This window comes from Aquimarina hainanensis, assembly GCF_042684685.1.
Taxonomy (GTDB): Bacteria; Bacteroidota; Bacteroidia; order Flavobacteriales; family Flavobacteriaceae; genus Aquimarina; species Aquimarina hainanensis.
Genome location: NZ_JBHULX010000013.1, coordinates 50865 through 76823, shown reverse-complemented (window position 1 = coordinate 76823; position 25959 = coordinate 50865). Strand labels below are relative to the sequence as shown.

24 protein-coding genes are annotated in these 25959 nt (G+C 37.2%); 8 read left to right on the top strand and 16 right to left on the bottom strand.

All coding sequences use genetic code 11. From position 1 onward, the window contains the following. Nucleotides 1–40 precede the first annotated feature (40 nt). The 14 genes from ACFSTE_RS08720 to ACFSTE_RS08655 form a co-directional block, all read right to left on the bottom strand. Nucleotides 41–793 (bottom strand): enoyl-CoA hydratase/isomerase family protein, encoded by a 753-nt coding sequence (locus tag ACFSTE_RS08720; RefSeq protein ID WP_378258743.1) that lies wholly within the window; start codon nucleotides 791–793, stop codon nucleotides 41–43. A gap of 66 nt (nucleotides 794–859) precedes the next feature. Further along, a complete protein-coding gene (paaZ, locus tag ACFSTE_RS08715; protein WP_378258741.1) occupies nucleotides 860–3364 on the bottom strand; it encodes a phenylacetic acid degradation bifunctional protein PaaZ in 2505 nt (834 codons plus the stop codon). Nucleotides 3365–3423: 59 nt separating this feature from the next. Then, a complete protein-coding gene (locus ACFSTE_RS08710; protein WP_176027427.1) occupies nucleotides 3424–4632 on the bottom strand; it encodes an acetyl-CoA C-acyltransferase in 1209 nt (402 codons plus the stop codon). Nucleotides 4633–4826: 194 nt separating this feature from the next. After that, nucleotides 4827–5204 carry a PaaI family thioesterase gene (locus tag ACFSTE_RS08705; protein ID WP_176031025.1) on the bottom strand — a complete coding sequence of 126 codons (378 nt, stop codon included), beginning with the start codon at nucleotides 5202–5204 and terminating at the stop codon, nucleotides 4827–4829. A gap of 50 nt (nucleotides 5205–5254) precedes the next feature. After that, nucleotides 5255–5635, bottom strand: a complete 381-nt coding sequence (locus ACFSTE_RS08700) for a four helix bundle protein (RefSeq protein WP_176027428.1) — start codon at nucleotides 5633–5635, stop codon at nucleotides 5255–5257. A 23-nt stretch (nucleotides 5636–5658) separates the two neighbouring features. Then, nucleotides 5659–6822, bottom strand: a complete 1164-nt coding sequence (locus ACFSTE_RS08695; protein WP_176027429.1) for a 3-hydroxyacyl-CoA dehydrogenase NAD-binding domain-containing protein — start codon at nucleotides 6820–6822, stop codon at nucleotides 5659–5661. 58 nt (nucleotides 6823–6880) lie between these two features. Further along, complete coding sequence (locus ACFSTE_RS08690; protein ID WP_176027430.1) at nucleotides 6881–7663, bottom strand: enoyl-CoA hydratase-related protein; 783 nt, start codon at nucleotides 7661–7663, stop codon at nucleotides 6881–6883. 42 nt (nucleotides 7664–7705) lie between these two features. After that, nucleotides 7706–8206 carry a 1,2-phenylacetyl-CoA epoxidase subunit PaaD gene (paaD, locus tag ACFSTE_RS08685; RefSeq protein WP_378258972.1) on the bottom strand — a complete coding sequence of 167 codons (501 nt, stop codon included), beginning with the start codon at nucleotides 8204–8206 and terminating at the stop codon, nucleotides 7706–7708. A 132-nt stretch (nucleotides 8207–8338) separates the two neighbouring features. Then, nucleotides 8339–9094, bottom strand: coding sequence for a 1,2-phenylacetyl-CoA epoxidase subunit PaaC (paaC, locus tag ACFSTE_RS08680; protein ID WP_378258737.1), 756 nt, complete (start codon nucleotides 9092–9094; stop codon nucleotides 8339–8341). Nucleotides 9095–9321: 227 nt separating this feature from the next. Continuing rightward, the gene (paaB, locus tag ACFSTE_RS08675; RefSeq protein WP_176027433.1) at nucleotides 9322–9603 is read right to left on the bottom strand and encodes a 1,2-phenylacetyl-CoA epoxidase subunit PaaB; all 282 of its coding nucleotides are present in this window, start codon (nucleotides 9601–9603) and stop codon (nucleotides 9322–9324) included. A gap of 93 nt (nucleotides 9604–9696) precedes the next feature. Next, the gene (paaA, locus tag ACFSTE_RS08670; protein ID WP_176027434.1) at nucleotides 9697–10653 is read right to left on the bottom strand and encodes a 1,2-phenylacetyl-CoA epoxidase subunit PaaA; all 957 of its coding nucleotides are present in this window, start codon (nucleotides 10651–10653) and stop codon (nucleotides 9697–9699) included. A 103-nt stretch (nucleotides 10654–10756) separates the two neighbouring features. Then, entirely contained in the window at nucleotides 10757–11830 is a 1074-nt protein-coding gene (paaE, locus tag ACFSTE_RS08665; protein WP_176027435.1) for a 1,2-phenylacetyl-CoA epoxidase subunit PaaE, read from the bottom strand. A gap of 96 nt (nucleotides 11831–11926) precedes the next feature. Next, nucleotides 11927–12496, bottom strand: a complete 570-nt coding sequence (locus ACFSTE_RS08660) for a TetR/AcrR family transcriptional regulator (RefSeq protein WP_378258734.1) — start codon at nucleotides 12494–12496, stop codon at nucleotides 11927–11929. A gap of 114 nt (nucleotides 12497–12610) precedes the next feature. Beyond that, complete coding sequence (locus tag ACFSTE_RS08655; protein ID WP_378258732.1) at nucleotides 12611–14290, bottom strand: T9SS type A sorting domain-containing protein; 1680 nt, start codon at nucleotides 14288–14290, stop codon at nucleotides 12611–12613. 116 nt (nucleotides 14291–14406) lie between these two features. Here ACFSTE_RS08655 and ACFSTE_RS08650 point away from each other — a divergent pair, with 116 nt between their 5' ends. Together ACFSTE_RS08650 and ACFSTE_RS08645 are read left to right on the top strand one after the other, a co-directional pair. Then, complete coding sequence (locus ACFSTE_RS08650; protein ID WP_378258730.1) at nucleotides 14407–16164, top strand: aromatic amino acid hydroxylase; 1758 nt, start codon at nucleotides 14407–14409, stop codon at nucleotides 16162–16164. 262 nt (nucleotides 16165–16426) lie between these two features. Further along, a complete protein-coding gene (locus ACFSTE_RS08645) occupies nucleotides 16427–17605 on the top strand; it encodes a DUF3103 family protein (RefSeq protein WP_176027439.1) in 1179 nt (392 codons plus the stop codon). A 62-nt stretch (nucleotides 17606–17667) separates the two neighbouring features. Here the strand turns inward: ACFSTE_RS08645 and ACFSTE_RS08640 are convergent, their stop codons facing one another. After that, the gene (locus ACFSTE_RS08640) at nucleotides 17668–18615 is read right to left on the bottom strand and encodes a GSCFA domain-containing protein (protein WP_378258727.1); all 948 of its coding nucleotides are present in this window, start codon (nucleotides 18613–18615) and stop codon (nucleotides 17668–17670) included. Between the two features lie 125 nt (nucleotides 18616–18740). Then, nucleotides 18741–21374 (bottom strand): alanine--tRNA ligase, encoded by a 2634-nt coding sequence (alaS, locus tag ACFSTE_RS08635; RefSeq protein WP_378258725.1) that lies wholly within the window; start codon nucleotides 21372–21374, stop codon nucleotides 18741–18743. Nucleotides 21375–21585: 211 nt separating this feature from the next. Between alaS and ACFSTE_RS08630 the strand changes: the two genes are divergently transcribed. The 6 genes from ACFSTE_RS08630 to ACFSTE_RS08605 are packed head-to-tail and all read left to right on the top strand — an operon-like array spanning nucleotide 21586 to nucleotide 25917. Then, complete coding sequence (locus ACFSTE_RS08630; RefSeq protein ID WP_176027442.1) at nucleotides 21586–22563, top strand: M23 family metallopeptidase; 978 nt, start codon at nucleotides 21586–21588, stop codon at nucleotides 22561–22563. 8 nt (nucleotides 22564–22571) lie between these two features. Continuing rightward, nucleotides 22572–23687, top strand: a complete 1116-nt coding sequence (locus tag ACFSTE_RS08625) for a CapA family protein (RefSeq protein ID WP_176027443.1) — start codon at nucleotides 22572–22574, stop codon at nucleotides 23685–23687. Between the two features lie 2 nt (nucleotides 23688–23689). Beyond that, entirely contained in the window at nucleotides 23690–24019 is a 330-nt protein-coding gene (locus ACFSTE_RS08620) for a MerR family transcriptional regulator (RefSeq protein ID WP_176027444.1), read from the top strand. 57 nt (nucleotides 24020–24076) lie between these two features. Continuing rightward, complete coding sequence (locus ACFSTE_RS08615; protein WP_176027445.1) at nucleotides 24077–24676, top strand: LemA family protein; 600 nt, start codon at nucleotides 24077–24079, stop codon at nucleotides 24674–24676. 2 nt (nucleotides 24677–24678) lie between these two features. After that, nucleotides 24679–25116: a TPM domain-containing protein gene (locus tag ACFSTE_RS08610; RefSeq protein ID WP_378258722.1), complete on the top strand. Its 438-nt coding sequence runs from the start codon at nucleotides 24679–24681 to the stop codon at nucleotides 25114–25116. Continuing rightward, on the top strand, nucleotides 25117–25917 hold the full coding sequence (locus ACFSTE_RS08605) for a TPM domain-containing protein (RefSeq protein ID WP_378258720.1): 801 nt from the start codon (nucleotides 25117–25119) through the stop codon (nucleotides 25915–25917). Nucleotides 25918–25959 lie beyond the last annotated feature (42 nt).

The following is a 25959-nucleotide window of genomic DNA, read 5'->3' as shown; positions in this document are numbered from 1 at the left end:
TAGAACTTTAAAAAACTATCCTATATAAGATACTACTTTTTTATTTAAATCGCTTTAATGTTTCTTTTGTGAATTCTGATAACACTAAACGCCCACTGATAACAGCTCTTTCCGCCAGCAAAGTGTCCCAATGCTCTGTCCCTTCCCAAAATGCTGCTTTCATATCCCGCATAGCTTCCGGGTTATAGGTACAAAGATGGGCTGCAAATTCATTTACAGCGGTATCTAAAGCTTCGATATCTTCATATACATGGGTATATAATCCTTTATCTCTAGCCCACTCTGCACTATAAAATGTATTTGCATCGATTGCAATTTGTGTCATGGCAGATAATCCTATTTTTCGTTCTACTGCGGGACCTACTACAAATGGTCCTATCCCTACATTAAGCTCACTTAGTTTTATAGCTGCATATTTTGTTGCCATACAATAGTCTGTAGCTGATGCCAGCCCCACTCCTCCTCCAACAGTTTTGCCTTGTACCCGACCAATAATAAATTTAGGGCACGTACGCATCGCATTAATAACATTAGCAAATCCTGAAAAAAATACTTTTCCGGTTTCTGCATCATTAATATTAATCAACTCTTTAAAACTGGCTCCTGCACAGAATGTTCTATCTTTTCCACTTTTAAGAATAATTACTTTTATAGCATCATTCTTACCTGCTTCGGTAATTGTTTCTGCCAATTTTGCCAGGATATCTCCAGGTAATGAGTTATGTGCTGGATGAAAGAACTCTATGGTTCCTATTCCATTTTCTTCTGTTATGGTTACATATGGTTGTGTCATACGATATGTGATATATAAAAGCTATTGTATTTTGATAATAAAAACACAATAGCTTTTTTCAAAAAATTATTTTTCTTCTATTAATCCGAATTGTACAAAATGGTGATTAAAGTGTTTGGTATGCAATAGTTCCCACTCAAACTTATTCAGTGCACCAAAAACTACGTTTTTAGTAATTGCTTCTGGATTTTCTTTAAAAAATTCCTTGTAAGCATCATATGCTTCTAACAAACTGTTTTTAGCGCTATCCAAATCTTCATGGACCAAATCTTCTAATCCTTCTTCTTTGGACAATGGGAATTTATGTCCTTTCGGCATAGAGACATGGTTATAAACCATTTCCTGTACTTTATCTAAATATTTCTCCGGAGTAGCTACTTCAAAATCACTGATTTCTCCTGTCGCTATCCGTAGTGTTTTTTCTAAATGTTCTAACATATGTTGAGGGGTCATGATCCCCCATTCTGCGGTAGATTCTTCTGTTAATTGCGCCAAATAAGAGGTGATTGTTTCTCTATTGATCGGTACAAACGGGGTTTTCTTCTGAACCATTGTCAGAATTGTGGCTACTGCCGCCAGTTCATCTTCTTGATCAAAAACTTCTACAAACCATTTTGCGATCCCGCTAGGTAATTCCTTTCCTCTGTGATCTCTATCAACTTTCTCTTTACAGGTTAATCGTACATATACGGTATCGTTATGATAAATCGGTCTTAAGAAACGACATTCCTCTAATCCATAATTCGCTGCTACAGGTCCTTTATTTGGATAAACAAATAATCCTGCTGCTGCTGCAAGGATAAAATACCCATGTGCTGTTCTCTTCTCAAAGATACTTCCTTCTAGAGAAGTAATATCTGTATGCGCATAAAAATGATCCCACGTCAAGTTCCCAAAATTGATTATATCTGTATCTGTGATAGTACGTTTATGGGTTTTGATAGACATTCCTGCTTCTATATCCTCCCAATAATATGCAAACGGGTGCTTATCTGTTTCCTTATATGCTGCATTTGCCTGATATATTCCGGTTACTTCTGTTAAAGTGGTAGGAGTTCCCTGAATAGCACAGCGCTGCATATAATGCTTCACTCCTCTCATACCTCCCATTTCTTCTCCTCCTCCGGCTCTTCCCGGTCCTCCATGCGTAAGCATTGGTAACGGGGATCCATGTCCCGTACTTTCTTTTGCGTTCTCCCTGTTCAAGACCAAAATACGACCGTGATGAGAGGCGGCTCCTACAATATAATCTCTTGCCACTTTATCATCATAGGTAACAATGGAAGATACTAAAGACCCTTTTCCTTTTTGAGAGAGTGTAATCGCGTCTTCTATTGTATCATATGGCATAATCGTAGCTACTGGACCAAAAGCTTCTATTTCATGGGCTCCACTATTTTCAAACGGATGGTCTTCTCGTAATAAAACCGGACTTACAAAAGCTCCTTTGGATGCATCTGCTCCTATCGTTTCAATCGTATCCAGATTACCATAGACAATTTCTGCTGTCTTAGCAATCTCTGACACATTATTTCTAAAACTTGCTACCTGAGCTGCACTTGCTAAAGCTCCCATTCTAACTTCTTTTAGTCTTGGGTCTCCTATAGTTACTTTATCTAACTGTTTTCCTAGTGCAATTTGTACATCTTCAACTAAATCAGAAGGTACAATAATACGTCGAATTGCAGTACATTTCTGTCCACATTTCACTGTCATTTCTTTTCTCACCTCCTTGATAAACAAATCAAACTCTGGAGTTCCCGGCACGGCATCTTTCCCTAAAACAGAAGCATTTAGAGAGTCCGCTTCCATTGTAAAAGGAACAGATTCTTCTATTAGTCTAGGATGTGCTTTTAGTATTCTTCCTGTATGTGCTGATCCGGTAAAAGTAACAACATCCTGAGAAGTTACTGTATCTAATATTGAGCGTGTCAATCCACTCAGTAATTGCAGTGCACCTTCTGGCAATATCCCAGAGTCTATAATTACCCGAACCACTGCTTCTGTAAGATATGCTGTTTGTGGAGCTGGTAATACTACTGCCGGCACTCCTGCCATCCAGTTTACCGCACATTTTTCCAACATTCCCCATATTGGGAAGTTAAATGCATTAATATGTACAGCTACTCCAGTTTTTGGCACCAAAATATGATGTGCCATAAAACGTCCTCCTCGTGATAAATCAATCGGATCTCCTTCTACATGAAAGGGCTGATTAGGAAATAGCTTTCGCAGTGATGCATTGGCAAATAGGTTTCCAAAACCTCCTTCTATATCTATCCAACTATCGATACGAGTAGCTCCGGTACGGTAACTTAATTCATAAAATTGCTCTTTTCTCTTTGTCAAATACAAGGCTAGCTTTTTCAGCATATTTCCTCGTTCCTGAAACGTCATTTTGCGCAATACTTCTCCTCCTTTGGTTCTTCCATACTCCAAAGCTGAAGGCACATCCAATCCTTCTGTGGTTGACAATGCGATTAACTCTCCGGTTATAGCATCTACCATAGGAGTTCCTTCTCCGGTACCTGCTACCCAATGCCCATTTATATAGTTTTCTAGTTTTTTCATGCGTTTACAATCTTGTTATCTGATATTCACCAAAAATATTTTTACCGGTTCCCCTGTGACTACAAGTTTACATTTTCTATAATAGCTGCATACCCCTGCCCTACTCCAATACACATTGTAATTAAAGCATACTTCTTTTGTTGCTCTTGTAATTCCAGCGCAGCTGAATATGCAATTCGTGTTCCTGTTACTCCCAGTGGGTGTCCGATTGCTATTGAACCTCCATTAGGGTTAATTCTAGGGTCATTATCTTCTAAGCCCCATTCTCTGATACAGGCTAATGCCTGAGAAGCAAAAGCTTCATTCAATTCGATAATGTCAATATCATCCATGGTCAATCCTGCTTTTTCTAATGCTTTATTAGAAGCTTGTACAGGACCTATTCCCATGATTCTAGGTTCTACCCCAACTACTGCAGAACTTACAATTTTAGCCATTGGCTTTAGTCCGTATTTTTTTACAGCTGCTTCAGAGGCTATGATGGTTGCTGCTGCTCCATCATTTAACCCTGAAGAATTTCCTGCTGTTACACTTCCATCTTTCTTAAATGCAGGACGTAACTTTGCTAATATTTCCGGAGTAGTTGTCGGCTTGACAAACTCATCTGCTGTAAATTGAATCGGATCTTTCTTACGCTGTGGGATTTCTACCGTTGTAATTTCTTTTGCTAACCTCCCCGATGCTTGTGCTTTACTGGCTTTCATCTGACTCCAATATGCAAAGGCATCCTGATCTTCTCTGGAGATCCCATATTTTTCGACCAGATTTTCTGCAGTATTCCCCATTCCGTCTGTACCGTATAAATCATGCATTTTTTTATTCACAAAACGCCACCCAAAACTAGAGTCATACATTTTTGAATCATTTCCATACGCAGAGGAAGGTTTTGCTATAACATATGGTCCTCTGGTCATGTTTTCTACTCCTCCTGCAATAAAAACATCTCCATCTCCTGCTTTTATAGCTCTATTGGCATGGATAATTGATGACAGTCCAGAGCTACACAATCTATTTACTGTTTCTCCTGGAACTGTAAAAGGTAACCCTGCCAACAATAATGACATTCGTGCTACATTTCTATTGTCTTCTCCTGCTTGATTCGCACATCCCATAATTACATCATCATATGCTTCTTTTGGGATACCAGGGTTGTTTGCCACTAGTTTTTCTATCACTAAAGCTCCTAAATCATCTGTTCTAACAGCTGATAATGTCCCTTTATAACTACCTATTGGAGTTCTTACTCCATCGATGATATATGCTTCCATGTTTTTTATGGTTTAAAACTGTAATCGATGCTTCTACAAAAAACGTCCTTCCTTATATCTGCTTTCTATTACTGTTATTAATTCCAGTCAACCGTTTCTACATTCGGATTAACTGTTACTTATATTGATCTTATTTTACGCTATAATAGAGTTTCTAATACTCTGGGAGATGCAGAAACACAAAAACTCATATGCTATTCCCAATCTTTGGATGTTCTGTACACCACTCCTTTAAAAAGAGCAACGATTTCTTCTCCTCTTTTTACTTCTACCACATTAAAACCTACTCTGGTTTTTACGATATCCGTAACGGCTTCTGCTGTTATGTAATCTCCTTCTTCCAAAGCTTCAATATGATTAATCGATGTCTCTATTGAGACGGCATATTTTCCATGTGTATTTGCAGAAAACCCAAAGGCTGTATCCGCCAAACTATACGAAATTCCTCCATGAGCTTTTCCCATACTATTAAGCATTTCTTTTCGTATGGTCATTCCTACTTTGCATCTTCCTTTTTCTACTGATAACACTTCTATTCCCAACCATTGGCTAAAGGGATCTAAGCTTAACATCTTATGCGGAATCTGAATCCCTGTTATTGGCGTTTCTTTATTAGTATTCACTATTCTCCATGTTTTGACTGAAGGTGGTTTTGATATGCCTGTAGCATCTTAGCCAACTCCGTTACTTCCATTCTGTTTTTTTCGTCCTGCTCTGCCGAAATATATCCTCGCAACTTCGCTTTGGTACTACATACAATACAATCATGTGCTTCGTCATATGCCAATTGAAGGCAGGTCATAAATTCAATAACATCATTACTCATAGCTCCATTTGCTATATTTACTGCGAGATCATCTGCTGCTTTGCTAAAACGCGCTGTTAACAAATGAAGTTCTTCTTTTGGAAAGGTTTGTATTTGTTTATAAACAGCTTCTCCAAAATCTATTGCTTTATCATAGATAGTCAGTTCTTCAAACTTGAATTGAAATTCGCTTTTCAATGGTGTATTTTTTTTAATTTGTATTAGTTAAAAAAGGTAGTCTTCTCTCTTTTCATTTTTCTAAGTAACGGACTACATCTGTATCTATCTTCTCGATATTCATCATATAATGCATCTAACTGATGAACACACCAATCAATTCCTTTTTCATCTGCCCAGGCTAACAATCCTTTTGGATAGTTCACTCCTTTTGTCATAGCATTATCTATATCTGTTGCAGAGGCGATATTCCAGAACAATGCATCGGCTGCTTCATTAATCAACATAACCAATACTCTGTCAAAAATTTGCCGAGCTAATTGCGAATCCTCATTCGGGCTTGCTTTTTCTGCCCCATCTGTATATTCATAATACCCCTTTCCTGTTTTTCTTCCTAGATACCCTGCTTCTGATAATCGTTTTTGCGTAAATGAAGGTTTGTATCTCGGATCATTATAGAATGCTTTAAACACAGTTTCTGTTACTGTATAATTCACATCATTACCGATAAAGTCCATTAGTTCAAAAGGACCCATTCTAAATTTCCCCAATGTTTTGAGGCTGGCGTCTATCGTTGCAAAATCGGCAATTCCTTCTTCGTATATCCTCAATGATTCTCCATAAAAAGGACGAGCTACTCTATTGACAATAAAACCTGGGGTATCCTTGGTTACCGCCACTACTTTTTTCCACCCATTGATTACCTCAACAATCTCTGAGGTTACTTCTTCAGAAGTCTGAACAGCTGGAATTACCTCTACCAGTTTCATCAACGGAGCCGGATTAAAAAAGTGAATTCCGATACATCGTTCTGGTTTTTTTAGTGAAGAAGCAATTGATGCAATTGACAGCGAAGAGGTATTGGACGCTATTATAGCTGTATCCGATACATAGGTTTCTAATTCTGAGAAAACTTTTTGCTTAATATCCAGATTTTCGATAATTGCTTCAATTGTAAGATCTGCATCTCCTAAATCTTTTAGGGTAGATACATAGGAAATATTCCCCTGAATCCTCATTTTTTCTGCTTCATCGATTCGTCCTTTAGTCACCAATCGATTTAATATATTATCAAGTGCATTCTTACTTTTATCTAATGCTTCTGGTTTGGTATCATATACTTTTACAGAACAACCTGCTGTAGCAGCTACTTGAGCAATACCACTCCCCATTGTTCCTGATCCTATTATTCCTACTTTTTGTATCATATATAGGTATACTGTAAATTATAAAGACATCACAATAATCATGATGTCTCTTTTGGTTTTATTTTCCTTTAAAATTAGGTCTTCGTTTCTCTATAAATGCGGCAACTCCTTCTGCATAATCTTCACTTTCTGCTGCGGTTATTTGCAGCTCTGATTCTTTTGCTAATTGTGTTTCCAGGTCATTTACCATCGACTGATTTAATAAATCTTTAGTGAAGCCCAGTGCTTTTGTCGGCATCAACGCCAATTTTGAGGCTAGTTTATGTACTTCTTCTTCAAAGGTATCGGCAGAGAATACTTTGTATAACATTCCGAGTTTTTCTGCTTCTGAGGCATTTACTTTATCTCCTAACATCATTAATGCAGAAGCTTTCTGAAACCCAATTAATCTGGGGAGAAAGAATGTTCCTGCACTATCCGGAACCAATCCTATTTTACTGAAAGCCTGAATAAATGAGGCTTCTTCTGTTGCTACCACAATATCACATGCTAATGCTATATTAGCGCCTGCGCCTGCTGCCACTCCATTGACTGCGGCTATGATTGGTTTTTTAATTTTTCTGATTCGGGTTATAATCGGATTATAATGCTCTTCCAGGATTTTTCGAAATCCCGGATTTAATTCCGGAGAAGTAACTTCTTTTAAATCCTGACCTGCACAAAATGCTTTACCACTTCCTTTTACCACTATTGATCTCACATCAGCATTCTCTTCACATTGATCCAGCACTTCCTGAAACAATAATGCCATTTCTCTATTAAAACTATTGAAGGCCTCGGGTCTGTTTAGTGTAATCGTTGCAACATTATTATCAATTGCAATTAGAATTGGCTTGCTCATATATTTTTAAAAAATTAATTCTTCTTATAGAATTGTATATATTTATTTTAAACATTTAAAATAATCAAATGGCTCCAGGCAATCCTGACATTGAAATAATGCCTTACATGCGGTAGAACCAAATTGACTTATCATTTTTGTATTTAATGATCCACAATGGGTACATTTCACTACTTTTTTCCCTTCCAGAAGGGCCTCCTTATCAACTGCTGCTTCTAACGGGGCTGCAATTCCATATGCTTCTAATGCTTTTCTTCCTCTGGGAGTTATCCAGTCTGTAGTCCATGCCGGAGCTAATACCAGAGAAACGACTGCTTTTTTATTTTCTTTGGCAAAAGCTGCTGTAATATCATCCCCTATTACATCCATTGCCGGACACCCGCTATAGGTTGGTGTTATTTTTACATGTACCGTATCATCGATTATCTTGGCGTATCGAACTACTCCCATATCCATAATAGAAAGAACCGGAATTTCGGGATCAGACACTTGTTCCAAAATTGGAACTAATTCGGGTGATATGTCTTGTTCTAATTCGATAATCATTCTATTTTACTCAGCTTGTGAGGTTCTATCGCGTTATATGCCTTATATCCATGGTTGCTTTTTCTGGTAACCTTATAGCTCATTTGTTTCCTATACAGTGTCTCCTGTGTTCACTACCATGGTCGTTTATTACCACTTCATATTAGGATAGGTTCGCTGCATATATTGCATGTCCGAAAGTAAGTACCCCATATGCTCTGTATGAATTCCCTGCTTTCCTCCTTTTTGAAACCATTTAGATTCTGGCACTTCCAGAGTAGCTTCTTCCAGAATTTCTTTAACTGTTTCGTAATATGCTCCTTTTAACCTGGATACATCGACTCCTATTCCTAAGGTTACTGCTTTTTCATCCTCTTTAGTCATATGGAACAATTCATCTGTATATGTCCACAAATCATTCACTGCATCTTGCACTTTTTGATGACTAATGGCTGTTCCATCTCCAAGTCTTTTTATCCAATCAGAAGAAAATCGCTGGTGATAGCTCACTTCTTTGCTACTTTTTTTGGCGATAGCTGCTAAGGTTGCGTCATTGCTTTTTTCTAATTCAGCTAACAGCATTTTATGAAAAACATCAAAAAAGAATTGGCGTGTAATCACATACCCAAAATGTGTATTGGGTTGTTCTACTAACAATACATTTTTATATTGTCGTTCTGTACGTAAAAAGGCAATATCGTCTTCTGTCTTATCTTCTCCTGATAATTGCGCCACATACTGATAATAGCTTCTGGTTTGCCCTAATAAATCCAATGCAATATTAGATCCTGCAATATCTGTTTCCAGACTAGGTCCGTGACCACATAATTCTGATAATCGTTGTCCCAGAATTAAAGAATTATCTGCAATTCCTAAAATGTATTGTATGATCGTTTCGTTCTCCATTATTTACTTTTTTACTCGATATTCGAGAATTTAAATGCTCCGGGGCTTGCCTCGAAATGAACATTCTTCCTAGTTATAATACCTCGTGTATTCTCACAGAGGTGGGGTTTACTATGCCTGATGAAAGTTTACAATTGTAAAAAAAGCTTCTCAAAATAAGCATACTTATACAACTTCCTTACTATTTATAAACCGTTTATTGGGGCATTCTGACCAACCAACGTTTACTACATATGTTTTACTTCATCTGGTAAGTCATAGAAAGTAGGGTGTCTATACACTTTGTCCTGAGCTGGCTCGAATAACTCTCCATTATTTTCCGGGTTAGAAGCCGTTATATCCTTAGATTCTACTACCCAAATACTCACACCTTCGCTTCTACGGGTGTATACATCTCTCGCATTTTCCAACGCCATTTCTGCATCTGCAGCATGTAAGCTTCCACAATGACGATGTTCCAGTCCATTTTTACTTCTTACAAACACTTCCCAAAGAGGCCAATTTTTCATCTGATTATTTTTTTAGTCATTTCTAAGTAAATGAATCCATCTACTTATTTTCTTTATTTTTTAAAAAAGGTATATCTCTTTTTTATCTACTGATTATATTGCTTTCTGAAGGTTTCTATTCTCCTTTTTTTCTGCGTACGCTACTGCGGCATCACGTACCCATTCTCCTTCTTCCCAAGCATTGACTCTATCTGCCATCCTTTTTTTATTACAAGGACCGTGACCTTTTACTACCTGCCAGAATTCATCCCAGTCTATTTCTCCAAAATCATAATGTCCTCTTTCTTCATTCCATTTTAGGTCTTCGTCAGGAATGGTCAATCCGATCAATTCTGCTTGTGGTACTGTCTGATCAATGAACTGCTGACGTAGTTCGTCATTGGTCTTTCTTTTTAGCTTCCATTTCATGGATTGCGCCGTGTGAACAGATACATCATCTGTAGGTCCCAACATCATTAATGAAGGCCACCACCAACGGTTTAATGCATCTTGCGCCATTGCTTTTTGCTCAGGAGTTCCTTTGGCCAATGTAAGCATGATCTCGTATCCTTGTCTCTGGTGGAAACTTTCTTCTTTACATACTCTGATCATTGCTCTGGCATATGGTCCATATGAGGTACTACATAATGGTACTTGATTAATAATAGCTGCTCCATCTACTAACCATCCAATAGCTCCTATATCTGCCCACGTCACTGTAGGGTAATTAAAGATACTGGAGTATTTTGCTTTTCCAGAGTGCAATTGTTCGTATAATTCTTCTCTTGATATCCCCAATGTTTCGCAAGCACTATACAGATATAAGCCGTGTCCTCCTTCATCCTGTACCTTCGCTAACAATGCCACTTTTCTTCGTAAAGAAGGAGCCCTGGTAATCCAATTCCCTTCCGGAAGCATTCCTATTATCTCAGAATGTGCATGCTGAGAAATTTGACGGATATGTGTTTTGCGATACTTTTCGGGCATCCAATCCTTAGGTTCAATTTTTTCATCCCGGGCAATTTTTTGCTCGAAAAGCTCTTCTAAGTTCTTAATCTCTTTTTCACTCATAACACCAGGTTATTTAGATTATTCGATTTTATTTTTTTCAGAAATGCACCTATCCATAGCAGGTACTATTCATTTTACCTTTTTTTGATCTGGTCAAAATAGGTTACACATCAAAATCAACCACAACATTTTCTGCAGTTGGTACTGCCTGACATGATAGCACAAGTCCTTTTTCTACTTCATCTTTCTCCAGTGCGTAGTTGATTTTCATTTCTACAGTTCCTTCTACGACCTTACATTTACAGGTACTGCAAACTCCTCCTTTACATGCAAATGGAAGGTCTGCTCCTGCTGCAAGAGCCCCATCGAGAATATTATCGTGTTCATCATCCATGGCGAAATGAAATTCTTTCCCTCCATCAATGATGGTTACTTTTGTTCCTTCGAATTTTTGTTCTGCAATTTTAGCTGCTTTTGCTTTATCTGCATCACTTCCTCCGGTAAAGAATAATTCGTAATGAATTTTCTCTTTGGGCAATCCTGCTGCTGCCAATTCATCACGTATTAAAAATATCATCTCTTCCGGACCACAAATAAAGCACTCATCAACTTCTTTTATATCGATTACTTTACTTGCCAGTATTTGTAGTTTTTCTGAAGTAAATCTACCATTAAGCAATGGTATATCTCTGTGTTCTTTGGTCAGGAAATAAAATATTTCAAACCTTCCGAAATACGTATTCTTAAGCGCCTCTATTTCTTCCTTAAAGATAATGGATTTTACAGTACGATTCAAGTAAAACAACTTAAAGGTACTATTAGGTTCTTTTGCTAAATGGGTTTTGATAATAGACAAAATAGGCGTAATTCCACTCCCCGCAGCAAATACGATATAGTCTTTTGATTTGGTAGTATCTACTTCTGTATAAAAGTTACCATTAGGAGGCAATACTTCTAATTCATCTCCTGCTTTTATGTCTGTGCACGCATAAGTAGAAAACAGCCCTCCTTCTATCTGCTTTACGGCTACCTGCCATTTATCTTCTACCGGACTGGAGCATAACGAATAAGACCTCCGAACTTCTTCTCCATTAATCATTGCTTTTAGAGTCAAATACTGCCCTTGTTTATAAGCGAATTTCTCCTTGAGTTCCTGAGGGATATCAAAAGTCAACGAGGTGCACTCGTTCGTTTCTTTTGTTACTTCTGCTACTTTTATGGTATAAAAATCATTCATGCATTTGCTATATACAACGTTAACTTATAACAAAACTAACAATTGTTAGTTTTGTTAGCAAACACCTTTATTAATTTAGAATTATTTTAAATAACCCTAAATCACCCCCTTAAGCAAGACCGAAATCATATCTTTTTTTAAGATTTCTGCATCAATCGTTCCTTGCTTAGGGTACCACAAATACAATGTTCTCAGAGTAGATAATGTAGAAAAAACCATGATATCAATATTATATGGTTTTATCTCTTTTTCCTTCACTCCTTTTCTGATAATGTCACTGAAGTTTTCTTCATATTCATGGCGCATTTTCTCGAAGTATTGTAAGTTTTTCTCTTCTAAATGCATCCAATCATTATTAAGAGAAGCTAAGCCATCTGCATTCCTGAGTGTCACATCAATATGCAATGCTATAATATTCTCTAATTTCTGAATTGTCGTCTCTTCAGAGGTTGCTATTTGGTCCATTCCTGTTGTAAACTCCTCTGCCAGATCAATAATTATAGTCGATAAAATTTCTTGCTTAGACTGGATATGATTGTATAAACTTGCTGCTTTAATCCCCATAGCTCTCGCCAAATCCCTCATAGTAACAGCACTATATCCTTTCTCCTTAAAAAGTACGGATGCTGCATTAATGATTTCTTGTTTTCTACTTTCGGGTTTCATCTGTTCTATAATTTATTTCAAAAATAAATTATAATCTCTAATAAACGATTGTTTCTCTCTAAAATCCTTCATTATGACTTCCGCTGGTCATATTTGATCATAAAAATGATTTCTTTATGCTTTTTCTTTTCTCACAACCAGTTTTTTTGAGATCGCTAACGCTGCATTTTCTGTTTCTTTTAATAACATAAAATATACTCCATTCGACAAGGAACTAATATCGACACTCTGCTCCAGCGAATTCACCACTCCTTTTTTCACTCGCTGTCCATTTATTCCAAAAATCTCATAAAAAAATCGCTGTGTTCCTAAATTTGCTACGTTCACAATATCAGAAGCCGGTATAGGATACAATACAATCCCTCCTTCATTCTCTTCTCCTTTTTTTATAGCTTCTGATAGCATTTTTAATTTTTCCACTCCGGTTCCTGTTGGATCCAACCAATCTGACAAGCGCGTTTCTCTCGTCATCCCTTCATTCCACGAAACGGCAAACCTCCCATAGAAATCCTTCAGGTTATTATCTACTGTTGTCTCATCAAATCTACACGCTGCATCTCCTCCGTACAACTGACCAATCAACAGCCCTTCTTCATTAAACAGGGGACCTCCTGATGATCCTCCTTCTGTGACTCCTAATTCCCAACCATTTCCTTCGGCAGTAATTTCCCAAGTTTCTGCTTCAAAACCTTCTACTGCTGCACCATTATTGATTGCCTTAATAACCCCACTATCATCCCTACATACTTTCATAATATCTCCATTAGGGTGATGAATACTCACTACATAGGACGGCATATTGTCTGTTCTATCCCATCCTGCCCATTCTAAATCCCATGCTTTATCCAATCCGCCTTTTATTTCCAGAAGCTTAAAATCAGAGGCTACATTAGAAGCTAATTCCCTGGCTCCACTTGTTGTCTGATAATACTCTTCTTCTCCATTATCGATACTATCATCTGTAGAAGCACAAACTGTATTCTGGCTGACCCAATTAAAACGGAATGCCCAATTAACGACATTCCCTTCGCAATGATTTGCTGTCAAGAAATAGGGAGCATTATCATTATTCGTATTATTAACCAGTGCACCTGTGCAAAAACCATTACTCCCTACAATGACAATCCCTACGGATTTTTTTAACTGTTCCTTAAGAGTATCAAAATCCTCTCCCACAGAGCAATTCACATCTAAATTACAATCTCCAGAATCATTCAGTGCTTTTTGAGTTCTTTTATAATTCGCTACACTTCGATAGCCGTGTACCACCGTTCCCAGATGAAGTTTCCCTTCTCCCCGAACCTCAGCAGGCTCATAATATTCTATCCAGACCCGACCTCCATCGGCTAACCACGTTCCTAATGACTCATTCTCATTATTCATCAAACTGGTATACGCCCCTAGTTTAAATGTTCGCTCATCATTATACAAGTATACAGTAGCTCCTTCTGGCAATTTATATCGATCAAAAACAAAGTTTAATGTCTTAGCCCCATTAGAAACGATTAATACCCGCCACAATCGATCTCCATTAGGGAGTTCTTCCCATTTTCCGGCATTACCCAATCCTATATCTACACTAAATTCGTAACCAAATCTCCAAGCTTTGGTACTATACCTATCATTAATACGATCTTCTGCCTGTACTTTTCTCAAATCAAAAGAGGGCATATAAATCGGCGCTACTTGCTGCTTTTTAGTGATTGACCAACTAACAGGAATCCCCTGATTACTAATCTGTGCCTGAGTCGTTAGCACAGACATTAAAAAACAGACTATGAATATTATTCTCATAAGTTAAGACATTTGTGTTATGGGTTTTTCAAAATTAACAAGCTTCACCCACTTAGTTCAAAATAAAACTATTATTTTTCGAATCTAAAACTTTTTTATAAATTTTAACCATCAACATGGAGCCATCAATAGAGTCTAATCCGCTAATCGACAAACTACCTCCACATCTTAAACAGTTTATAAAGCCTCAAAATTATGAGGAATATACTCCGATGGATCAGGCTGTTTGGCGTTATGTTATGCGAAAAAACATAGCCTCTTTAAGCAAAGTTGCTCATGAATCTTACATAAAAGGACTGCAGCAAACAGGAATTTCTATTGATTCAATTCCCAGTATGTATGGCATGAATCGTATTCTGAAAGAAATTGGTTGGGCGGCTGTTGCCGTTGACGGTTTCATTCCTCCGAATGCATTTATGGAATTCCAGGCATATAACATTCTCGTTATTGCTTCTGATATCCGACAATTAGAAAACATAGAATACACCCCTGCTCCAGATATAATTCATGAAGCAGCAGGACATGCTCCTATTATTGCGAATCCTGATTACGCAGAATATCTTAGGCGTTTTGGAAAAATAGGATGCAAAGCCATTTCCTCTAAAAAGGACTATGAAATGTATGAAGCTGTTCGCCTTTTATCCATTCTAAAAGAAGCTCCTGGAACCCCTAAAACAGAAATTGAAGCTGCTGAAAAAAAAGTGGAGGCTTTACAAAATGAAAAATCCACTCCTTCTGAAATGTCTCTGATCCGTAATCTACATTGGTGGACTGTCGAATATGGTTTAATCAACACTGTGGATGACCCTAAAATTTATGGTGCAGGATTACTCTCTTCTATAGGAGAAAGCGAATGGTGTATGACAGATCAGGTAAAAAAAATTGCTTACTCTCCAGAAGCAGCTTTTCAGGATTTTGATATCACCAAACCACAACCACAACTTTATGTAACACCTGACTTTGCTTATCTATGTCAGGTATTAGAAGAATTTGCTAATTCGATGGCTTTGCGAAAAGGGGGACATCGGGGACTAGCCAAGCTCATCGAATCCGAAAACCTGGGAACTATTGAACTAAGCACAGGTTTACAAATTTCAGGAGTCTTTAGTCGTATGATTACGAATGAAGATAATGAAGTCATTTATTTTGAAACAAAAGGACAAACAGCATTATCTTTTAGAGAAAAAGAAATTATCGGACACGGAGTCGATGCACATCCTAACGGATTCCGATCTCCACTGGGAAAACTAAAAGGAATCAACCTTGCTATTGAAAACATGTCTCCAAGAGACCTCAAAGCATATCATTTCTACGATGGGGAATATATCGAATTCGAATTTGAGAGTGGCATTACAGTTGCCGGACTCAATGTGACTGGTATGAGAAATATCCAGGGCGAGTTGATCATTATTCAATTCAAAGAATGCACCATTAAATATAAAGACGAGTTTCTATTCCGTCCCGAATGGGGAACATTTGACCTCGCTGTTGGAAAAGAAGTAGTCTCCGCTTTTTCAGGACCTGCAGACGATTACTCTTTTGACCTTATTACTCACAAATCTTCATCTACAACTGTAAAAAAAGAGTATAATACCAAAGAACTGGAATTACATGAACTATATCAATCTGTAAGGAACATCCGAGAAGGAAACAATACTAAGTTTTCTCTGGATGCAGTTTTTGACATTCTCAAACAGGAGTTTCCTGATGACTGGTTACTTCCTCTGGAAATTTATGAACTAACACATAATAAGGACATTCGATTAAACACTTTAATCGTAGAGCATCTTACTAATTTAAAAGAAAAAAGAGAAGAAATTCGTCATTTAATAGAAAGTGGGATTCAAATCGCAAATACTCCAGTTTCTGTCTAATCATTTTATTTCTTCAGGTCTTTTTATATTATCCCAAACAAAAAACCAACAACTAATCAACTAACAACAAGACAATTACAACAACAAAAACTCTTTTTACATTATTTTATTATGCATGCATAATTTTTTGATCATTTCCAAATAAATACCGCATGAATTCATGCGGTAAAACCACCTTTCTTTTGTGCATGAGGCTCATAGCTGCATCAGCTTAATTCCCTAATTTTAAAGCCTTAACATATAACAAATTCACTTACGTATTATGAAAAAAACTATTTTCACAATTACCGCCCTAATTCTGATCATGCTACACATTAGTTGTGAATCAGAAAAGACCACTTTTGAACCTGCAAATGATACTGAAGTACCTAAGTTATCAGGAATTGATAAGAAAAAGATGGCATTTGATCTTATCGATCTCTTAAACAGTCCCTCATTCAGCACAACAATTGTACAGGAATTAAGTAACAACAATACTCCTGGAATCAAACTCGCTACTTTATTACAACAACAAAACTCTTTCTCTCATCACACAGCTTACAAATCACTTATTAAGAGTATCGAGACTTCCAAAAAACAGAGTAAAAACTACACTGCAGACTCTTTTGAAATTCCTGAATTATGGATGCATCGCCCAGCGAATAAAAAAAGCATCAACACAGAGGATATTCTTATTTCTTTTGCCCCAGAAGGAGATGAAAGCGAATGGAAAACAATCACTGCTTATACATTAGATAAGAAAGCAGTTGAGTTAGATCCTGAAAATGCTCCTGATCTTCCTGTTATTGTCATAGAAACTAAAGGATACGAAGTATTAAAAGCAGAAGTTGACTATATGAATACTCAATTACAACTTTCTGGACTGCAAAACGATCGATTTGCTACTCAAAAGATGGATCTACGACCTACAGCTAAAATCAATGCGGGTCTTGAAACTACAAAATTGGATAAAATCAGACTTAATAATGATGAGGAGCCCTGGATTAGCGGAGCTGCCGAAATTTATGCGATTACCTCTGGAATAAAGAATGCTGGAAATGATCCGGAAATCAAGATCATACCAATGTATTATTTAGATCACGAGGGAAAAGATTACTATCCTAACCAGGTATTGTTATTCTGGGAAGACTACAAATACCAAGCTGCTAATATCCAATTATTTGAAAAAGATGATAACCACAACTATAAAAATCTTGTTTCTGTTATCGTAGACGGTGTTTTTAAAATCATTGGAGCTGTCTCAGCTCAGCCATGGGTTTCCGTTTTAGGTCAGGTTGCCGGAGCTATTATTCAGGCTATGCCAGATGAGTGGTATACCAATAGCGATGACTATGTAGATTCTTTTTACACTATTGAAAAAAACAAACATTACACGGATCATATCGGAGCTGCAGGGAATGCGAAAGCAACGTTCTCTCCTTTGTTCATTCCGGAGAATTAACCAATAAAATGAATGCAATAAAAAGGGAAATATGTTTATATTTCCCTTTTTTATTTTTTTTATTACCAAGTAATATGTGCGTATTGTTCTTTTAACTGAAGCTTTTTTTCTTCTAATCTTTCTAAAAACCTGAGATGTTGTTCACTATCCGGATTAAAAGCTCTATGGGACATTCCTCGTTGAATCTCTTCTACACGTTTCATCGTTTGCTGAATATTTTCAGAAAGCCAAACATACGAGAATCGCTCCCAAATATAATTAATCGCTAATTCATTTGGATGAAGCATATCCATTTCATAGAACCGGTAGTCCCTCAATTCATCCATCACAATCTCATATGCAGGAAAATATCCTATTCCGGGATCATTATCCAATACTTGATGAAGCCCGGTCAATAAATGAGATTTACTTCTTGAGTTTTCTACAAATCCATCCTTACTATGCCGAACAGGCGATACCGTAAATGTGACAGTTATTTTGTTATTAAGACTTCGTATCAAATGAATACTGTTCTGAATACATTGACTAATTTCATCCACTGATAGCAACTCTTTTCTAAATTCTTTCTGTGGGATCTTATGACAATTCGCTACAATCATATCCAATGCCTGTAACCGATATACCCAAGCAGTACCTAATGTAATAAACACATGAGTAGCGGTCTTCAATCTGGCACGAGTAGTAACAAGTGTGTCATTCAACAACGCTAACAGCTCTTCTTTATTAGCCGTACTCAATTTGGAATGCGCATCAAAACAATGCCATAATTCATTGTATTGGAAAAGATCGCTTTCTGTATACTGCTCTTCCTGAGTAGCCATCCACAAAAAAGTTTCTATGGCTTTAGGATGAAAAAGAATTCCAAACGGATTGATCAGCGATTTAAACTTATAATACGAAAATTTACTCCCAATATTTTCTGCAAAACAAGACCCTAACAATACTACTTCTGAGGTATAATCAATTTTATGCTCCTGAGGCTGTAACTGTATTTTGGTCTGTAAATTCATAACCGATCTTATTTTACACTATACTATTTATTGAAAAGATATTATCCAATTTCGAAACAAGCTTTTTTTATTAAAAACGCTACACCCTCTCATATCTTATACAAAAACAATATACATCATTTTTTTTAGTTCAGATATTGTTTGGCTTTTTCGAGTGCTTCTTCAATTCCTTCAGGTTTTTTACCTCCTGCAGTCGCATAAAATGGCTGTCCTCCTCCGCCTCCCTGGATATACTTCCCTAATTCACGTACCATCTGTCCTGCATTCAGCCCTTTTTCTTCTACTAATGTTTTAGACACATAGCAAGACAATAAGGCTTTTCCATTCTGTTCTGTCCCGAAAAACGCGACCATATTCTCTATCTCACCTCCTAATTCGAACGAAAGATTCTTGATTCCCGAAGCATCCAGATCTACTTTTTTTGCTAAGAACTTAACACCATTTACTTCTTCAAATGCATTTTTAAGTTCTCCTTTAAGGTTTTTTGCCTTATCTTTTAATAATGCTTCTATTTGTTTTTTCAAGCTTGTATTTTCTTCCTGTAAAGAAACAATTGCCTTGATAGGATCTTTAGGGTTCTTAAGCACTGATTTTACTTCAGAAAATGCTTCTGACTGTGTTGTAAAATACTCTTTAGCCGCATCACTGGTAATCGCTTCAATACGACGCACTCCTGCAGCAACTGCTCCCTCTGATGTTATCTTAAAATGCCATATATCTCTGGTATTCTCTACATGGGTTCCTCCACAAAGCTCCATAGACTCTCCAAATCGAATTGCTCTCACCGTATCCCCATATTTTTCTCCGAATAATGCAATCGCTCCTTCCTCGATTGCCTGATCATAAGAAATAGATCGTTTTTCTTCTAATGGCAGATTTTCCCGTATTCTGGCATTTACAAACTCTTCTACCTGTAGTAATTCATCATCTGTAACCTTGGAAAAATGAGAAAAATCAAAACGCAGATTTCCACTATGCACCATTGATCCCTTCTGCTCCACATGAGTCCCTAACACCGAACGAAGCCCCTGATGTAATAAATGGGTTGCCGTATGGTTTGATGCGGATCTTGCCCGCTGATTTTTATCAACTACTGCCTTACATTCTTTCTCTAAGTTTTTAGGAAGGTTTTTGGTAAAGTGAATAATCAGGTTATTTTCTTTTTTGGTATCGATTACATACACAACATCTCCATTAGGTTCCTCTATATATCCTTTATCTCCCACTTGTCCTCCTCCTTCTGGATAAAACGGTGTTTTATCAAAGACTAACTGATATAAAGAACCGTCTTTTTTACTATCTACTTTTCTATATCTGGTGATCCGTACTGTCGATGATAACTGATCGTACCCAATAAACTCTTCTTCATTATTTTCTAAAAGAATTTGCCAATCTCCGGCAGACACCTGAGATGCAGCACGAGAACGTTCTTTTTGTTTCTGCAACTCTTTTTCAAATCCTTTTTCATCCAAATCATATCCCTGCTCACTCAAAATCAAAGCGGTCAGATCAATCGGAAAGCCATAGGTATCATACAATTCGAATGCTTTCTCTCCTGATATGGTTGTTCCTTTGGTATCTTTTATAACATTTTCCAACAACACCAATCCCTGATCTAATGTTCTTAAGAAAGATTGTTCTTCTTCCTTAATTACATTAACAATCAGATTCTTCTGTGCTTTTAACTCTGGAAAAGCATCACTCATCTGAGAACTCAATATATCTACTAACTTATAAATAAAAGGTTCTTTAGTATTTAGAAAGGTGTACCCATATCGGATGGCACGTCTCAAAATCCTACGAATAACATACCCCGCTCCTGTATTACTAGGCAATTGCCCATCTGCAATCGAAAAGGACACTGCTCTGACATGATCGGCTACTACCCGAATTGCTACACTCACTTTTCCATTTGCTTCTGTAGGCAGTGTAGTTTTATCATAATTCGTATTGGTTATTGTTTCTATTTCTCTGATTAAAGGGGTAAAGACATCTGTATCATAATTAGATTTCTCTTCTTGCAAAACCATACATAATCGTTCGAATCCCATTCCGGTATCTACATGCTGTGCCGGTAATTTTTCCAAACTCCCATCGGCTTTTCTATTAAACTGCATAAATACCAAATTCCAGATCTCTACCACATGTGGATCGTCCTGATTAACCAAATCACGTCCCGGAACTTTTGCTTTCTCTTCTTCGGATCGAATATCCACATGGATTTCAGAACATGGGCCACAAGGTCCTTGATCTCCCATTTCCCAGAAATTGTCTTTTTTATTCCCCATAATAATTCTATCCTCAGGAACAATTTCCTTCCACAAATCATATGCCTCCTGATCCATCTCCAGATTATCATCTTTGGAACCTTCAAAAACAGAAACATATAAAATATCTTTATCGATACCATATACCTCCGTCAGTAATTCCCACGCCCATTGGATGGCTTCTTTTTTAAAATAATCCCCAAAACTCCAGTTCCCCAGCATCTCAAACATGGTATGATGATACGTATCCATCCCTACCTCTTCCAGATCATTGTGCTTACCACTAACCCTCAGACATTTTTGGGTATCTGCAATACGATTATTCTTAGGAGTACCATTTCCTAAAAAGAATTCTTTAAACTGATTCATCCCGGCATTTGTAAACATCAAAGTAGGATCGTCTTTAATCACCATTGGTGCTGAGGCGACAATGCCATGTTTTTTGGATGTAAAAAAGTCTAAAAACTGTTTTCTAATTTCTTGGGATCTCATGAGTTTTATTTTATTACTTATCAGCCAACAACAATATATATTAAATCTGCAAAAAAAACGTTACTATATTATATCTTGATCAATAGAGAAGCTGCATCCGATGTCAGCTTTTTCTGATCTTTAATACATTTTATTATATTTGTTCCGATCACATGGATATAAGCATGTCGTTTTTCGGCTATTATCCTGCAAAAATAGTATATTTTAGATTATGTCAAAGGTTAAATATTACTACGACAGTGAGACGCTTTCTTATCGCAAAATAGAATACAAAAAAGGTCATAAAATTGGTCTTGCGATTTTGGGGGTTCTCGGTGCGTTTTTAGCTGGTTTTATCCTACTGGTTATCTACTTAAATATCCCGCAATTACAGACCCCTAAAGAAAAAGCATATAAAAGGGAACTGGATAACATGAAGCTTCAGTTCGAATTACTGAACAAGCGACTAAAACGAGATGAAGCCATCCTACAAGAAGTTGCAGAACGAGATGATAACATATATCGTTTATATTTTGGAGCAAAACCAATCCCTAAAGAATTGCGTAATGCGGGATTCGGAGGTGTAAACCGCTATAGAGACCTGGAAGGTTTTGACAATTCTGAGATTATTATTCGCGCTACTAAGCAGATTGACAAGATTACGAAACAGATTGTAGTACAGTCTAAATCATTAGATGAAATTGCCAAGCTGGCTGAGCAAAAAGAAGATTTATTAAGTACTATTCCTGCCATTCAACCTATTGCTAATTCTGACTTGAAAAGAATGGCTTCCGGATACGGATGGAGAAGTGATCCTTTTACAAAAGCTAAAAAATTCCACTACGGAATGGATTTCTCTGCAAATACAGGAACTCCCGTATACGCCTCTGGAAATGGTGTGGTTACCCGTGCTGATTCTAATTCATCGGGATACGGAAAGCACATTCGAATTGATCACGGATTTAATTATGTCAGCTTGTATGCTCACTTAAGTAAATACAATGTAGAGAAGGGACAAAAAGTAAAACGAGGAGATATTATCGGATTTGTTGGTAGTACAGGACGATCTGTAGCACCGCATCTACATTATGAAATTTTTAAAGGAAAAGAGCGAATTAATCCTCGTAATTTCTACTATGGTAGTTTAACCTCTGAGGAGTTTAATGAAATGCTTAAAGCCTCATCCCTAATCAATGAAACTCTAGATTAAACACACACATGCGCAAAGCACTCTTATTATTTATTTTTTTGGGTCTAGGATATACTATTCAGGCTCAGAAATACCGAGGAGAAAGACTTGACTCAATACACACATTGGCTGTACAGACAAAAGCAGCTTTAAAAAAACTCGAAAAACCAGCTTCTATTAGATTAATGGCTGTAGGTGATATTATGATGGGAACTGATTTCCCTAACAAAAGCTATCTTCCTCCTGCCGGAAAAGGTCCTTTTGATGATGTCAATGCTATTCTACAGCAAGCAGATATCCTTTTTGGCAATCTGGAAGGAACTTTAACTGACACTGGTGAAAATGCAAAACGATGCTCCGACCCATCAAAATGTTATTCATTCCGATCTCCTGAATACTTCGGAAAGTATCTTGAGGAATCCGGATTTGATGTCATGAGTATTGCCAATAATCACATTGGTGATTTTGGAAGTATCGGAATTAAAAACACTGCCAAAACATTAGAGAAGCATCACATTGCTTACGCAGGTGTATTTGCCAAACCCTCTGCAATCTTTGAAAAAAATGGAATTAAATATGGATTTTGTGCCTTTGCTCCTAATAAAGATTGCATAAAAATTCATAACTTAAGCAATGCTAAGAAGATAGTAACCGAATTACAAAAACAGGTAGATATTGTGATTGTTTCTTTTCATGGCGGAGCTGAAGGAGCTGAACATACTCATGTCCCCAGAAAAACAGAGCGTTTTTATGGAGAAGACAGAGGAGATGTATATCGTTTTGCACATACGATGATTGATGCTGGTGCCGATGTTATCTTAGGACACGGACCACATGTATCCAGAGCATTCGAAGTGTACAAAGATCGATTTATAGCATATAGCTTAGGAAACTTCTGCACCTATTCCAGGTTTAATTTATCAGGTATTAAAGGATATGCTCCGATAGCGGAAATTACCATTGATCCCAAAGGAAAGTTCATTTCCGGGAAGCTACACTCTGCAAAACAAGTCGATGAAGTATACCCTTATATGGATGATAAAAAACGTGCCTTAAAAGAAATCAAACAACTTACCCAAAGTGATTTTCCGGAAAGCAAACTAATCTTTGAAGAAGATGGAACTTTCAAACAATTAAAAGAGTAAGTATGTATATAAATTTGCCTAAAAAATTATACTACAGTATCGGAGAAGTAGCAGATGCTTTTGAGGTCAATACTTCTCTGATTCGTTTTTGGGAAAAAGAATTTGATATTCTAAAACCTAAAAAAAATGCAAAAGGCAATCGAAAATTCACTCAGGAAGATGTAAAAAACCTGGAGCTTATATATCATTTAGTTAAAGAACGAGGGTTTACATTAGAAGGAGCTAAAATCCACCTAAAAGAACAAAAACTAGAAGCGTTGGATAGTTTTGATATCATTCGGAAACTAGAAGCTATTAAAGGCCAATTATTAAAAATCAAAGATCAATTATAAGATTACGACAAACCTATTACCCAAAAAATATACGAAGCATTACAAAACACACAACACATGAAAAAACTATTGATTCCTATTATCGTTATTGTGGTACTTGCAGGTATTGCATATTCATTATTTGCAGGAAGATACAACACAGCTATTGGGCTTCAAGAAGATGCCAAAACAGCTTGGTCTAATGTAGAAAGTGCCTACCAACGAAGAAGTGACTTAATTAGTAACCTGGTGAAAACGGTACAGGGAGCTGCTGATTTTGAAAGAAATACCTTAAAAGAGGTTATTGAAGCAAGAGCAAAAGCAACCTCAGTATCTATCGACCCTAGCAATATTACCCCTGAGCAAATGGCACAGTTCCAACAAGCACAGGGAGGCTTATCTTCTGCCCTCTCCAAACTATTGGTGACAGTAGAACGCTATCCAGACCTAAAGGCTAATCAGAACTTCCTAAACTTGCAAACCCAGCTGGAGGGAACAGAAAATAGAATTAACACAGAGCGCAATCGCTATAATGAAAAAGTAGGGATCTTTAATAAGTATGTAAAATCATTCCCTAATAATTTCATACTTGGTCTCTTTGGTAATTTTAATGAGATGACTCGTTTCAAGTCAGATCCGGGAACAGAGAAAAAACCTGATGTCGAGTTTAATTTTTAATCATGTCTAAGGTAGAGGATTTTTTAAGTGCTGATGAGGAACAAAAGATTGTTGCTGCCATTCGTACTGCAGAAAAAACAACTTCCGGAGAGATCAGGGTTCACCTGGAAAAAAGCACCAATAAAGATTCTTTTGAAAGAGCGAGAGAGGTATTTCATTATCTAAAAATGGATAATACCATCCAGAGAAATGGAGTACTTATTTATATTGCTGTAGAAGATCGCCAATTTGTCATCTACGGAGATCAAGGTATTAATGACGTCGTTGCTGATAATTTCTGGGAACAAACTAAAGACCGTATTCTTTCTCAATTTAAACAAGAGAAGTATGCTCAGGGTATTATCGATGGAGTACTACTTGCCGGAGAGCAATTACAACATTATTTCCCCTGGGATCACAATGACACGAATGAACTCTCTGACGAAATCTCAAAAGGCTAAATGAACAATTATCAATATCATATTCGTCTTATAACATTTCTGTTGCTATTTATATGGCTTCCTTTTACAGGAAATAGCCAGCTGACCATCCCTCAAAGACCCTCTAATCAGACAAGTGTCTATGATGGAGCAAAACTTTTATCAGCACAGCAATTCAAAAGATTAGAACATAAGCTCATTACTTATAGCGATACAACCTCTACTCAAATTGTAGTTGCAACTATCCCATCACTTAATGGGGAATATATTGGCTCGTATGCTACTGAATGGGCCCATAAATGGGGTATTGGACAAAAAGAGGATGATAACGGGATACTACTTCTCGTCGCTAAAAATGATCGAAAAATATGGATTGCTACCGGATATGGAGTCGAAGAAAAATTAACGGATTATGTATCCAAAACTATTATTGATCAAATCATCACTCCTCATTTCAAACAAGGAAATTACTATCGAGGCTTAGATAATGGCACCACTGCTATTTTCAAAGTACTGGACGGCACCTTTAAAGGTAGCAGGAAGTCTGATAACGATGTTTCATTTCTTCCTATCTTGTTTTTCTTTATCATTTTCGTCATTATCATAATTTCTTTTTCTAAACGAGGTAGAAATGGCGGCGGCGGAAGAGGAGGAAACCGTTCTTCTATGGGAGACAGCCTTCTGGATGTGATCATCCTAAGCAATATGGGAAGAGGCGGATTCGGTGGCGGCGGATTTGGCGGAGGCAGTTCTGGTGGTGGATTCGGTGGTGGATTCGGCGGTGGTGGATTCGGCGGCGGCGGAGCTGGAGGTAGCTGGTAACTAAAGTCCAAAAAGAAGAAATAACAAAAGCACCATTAAATA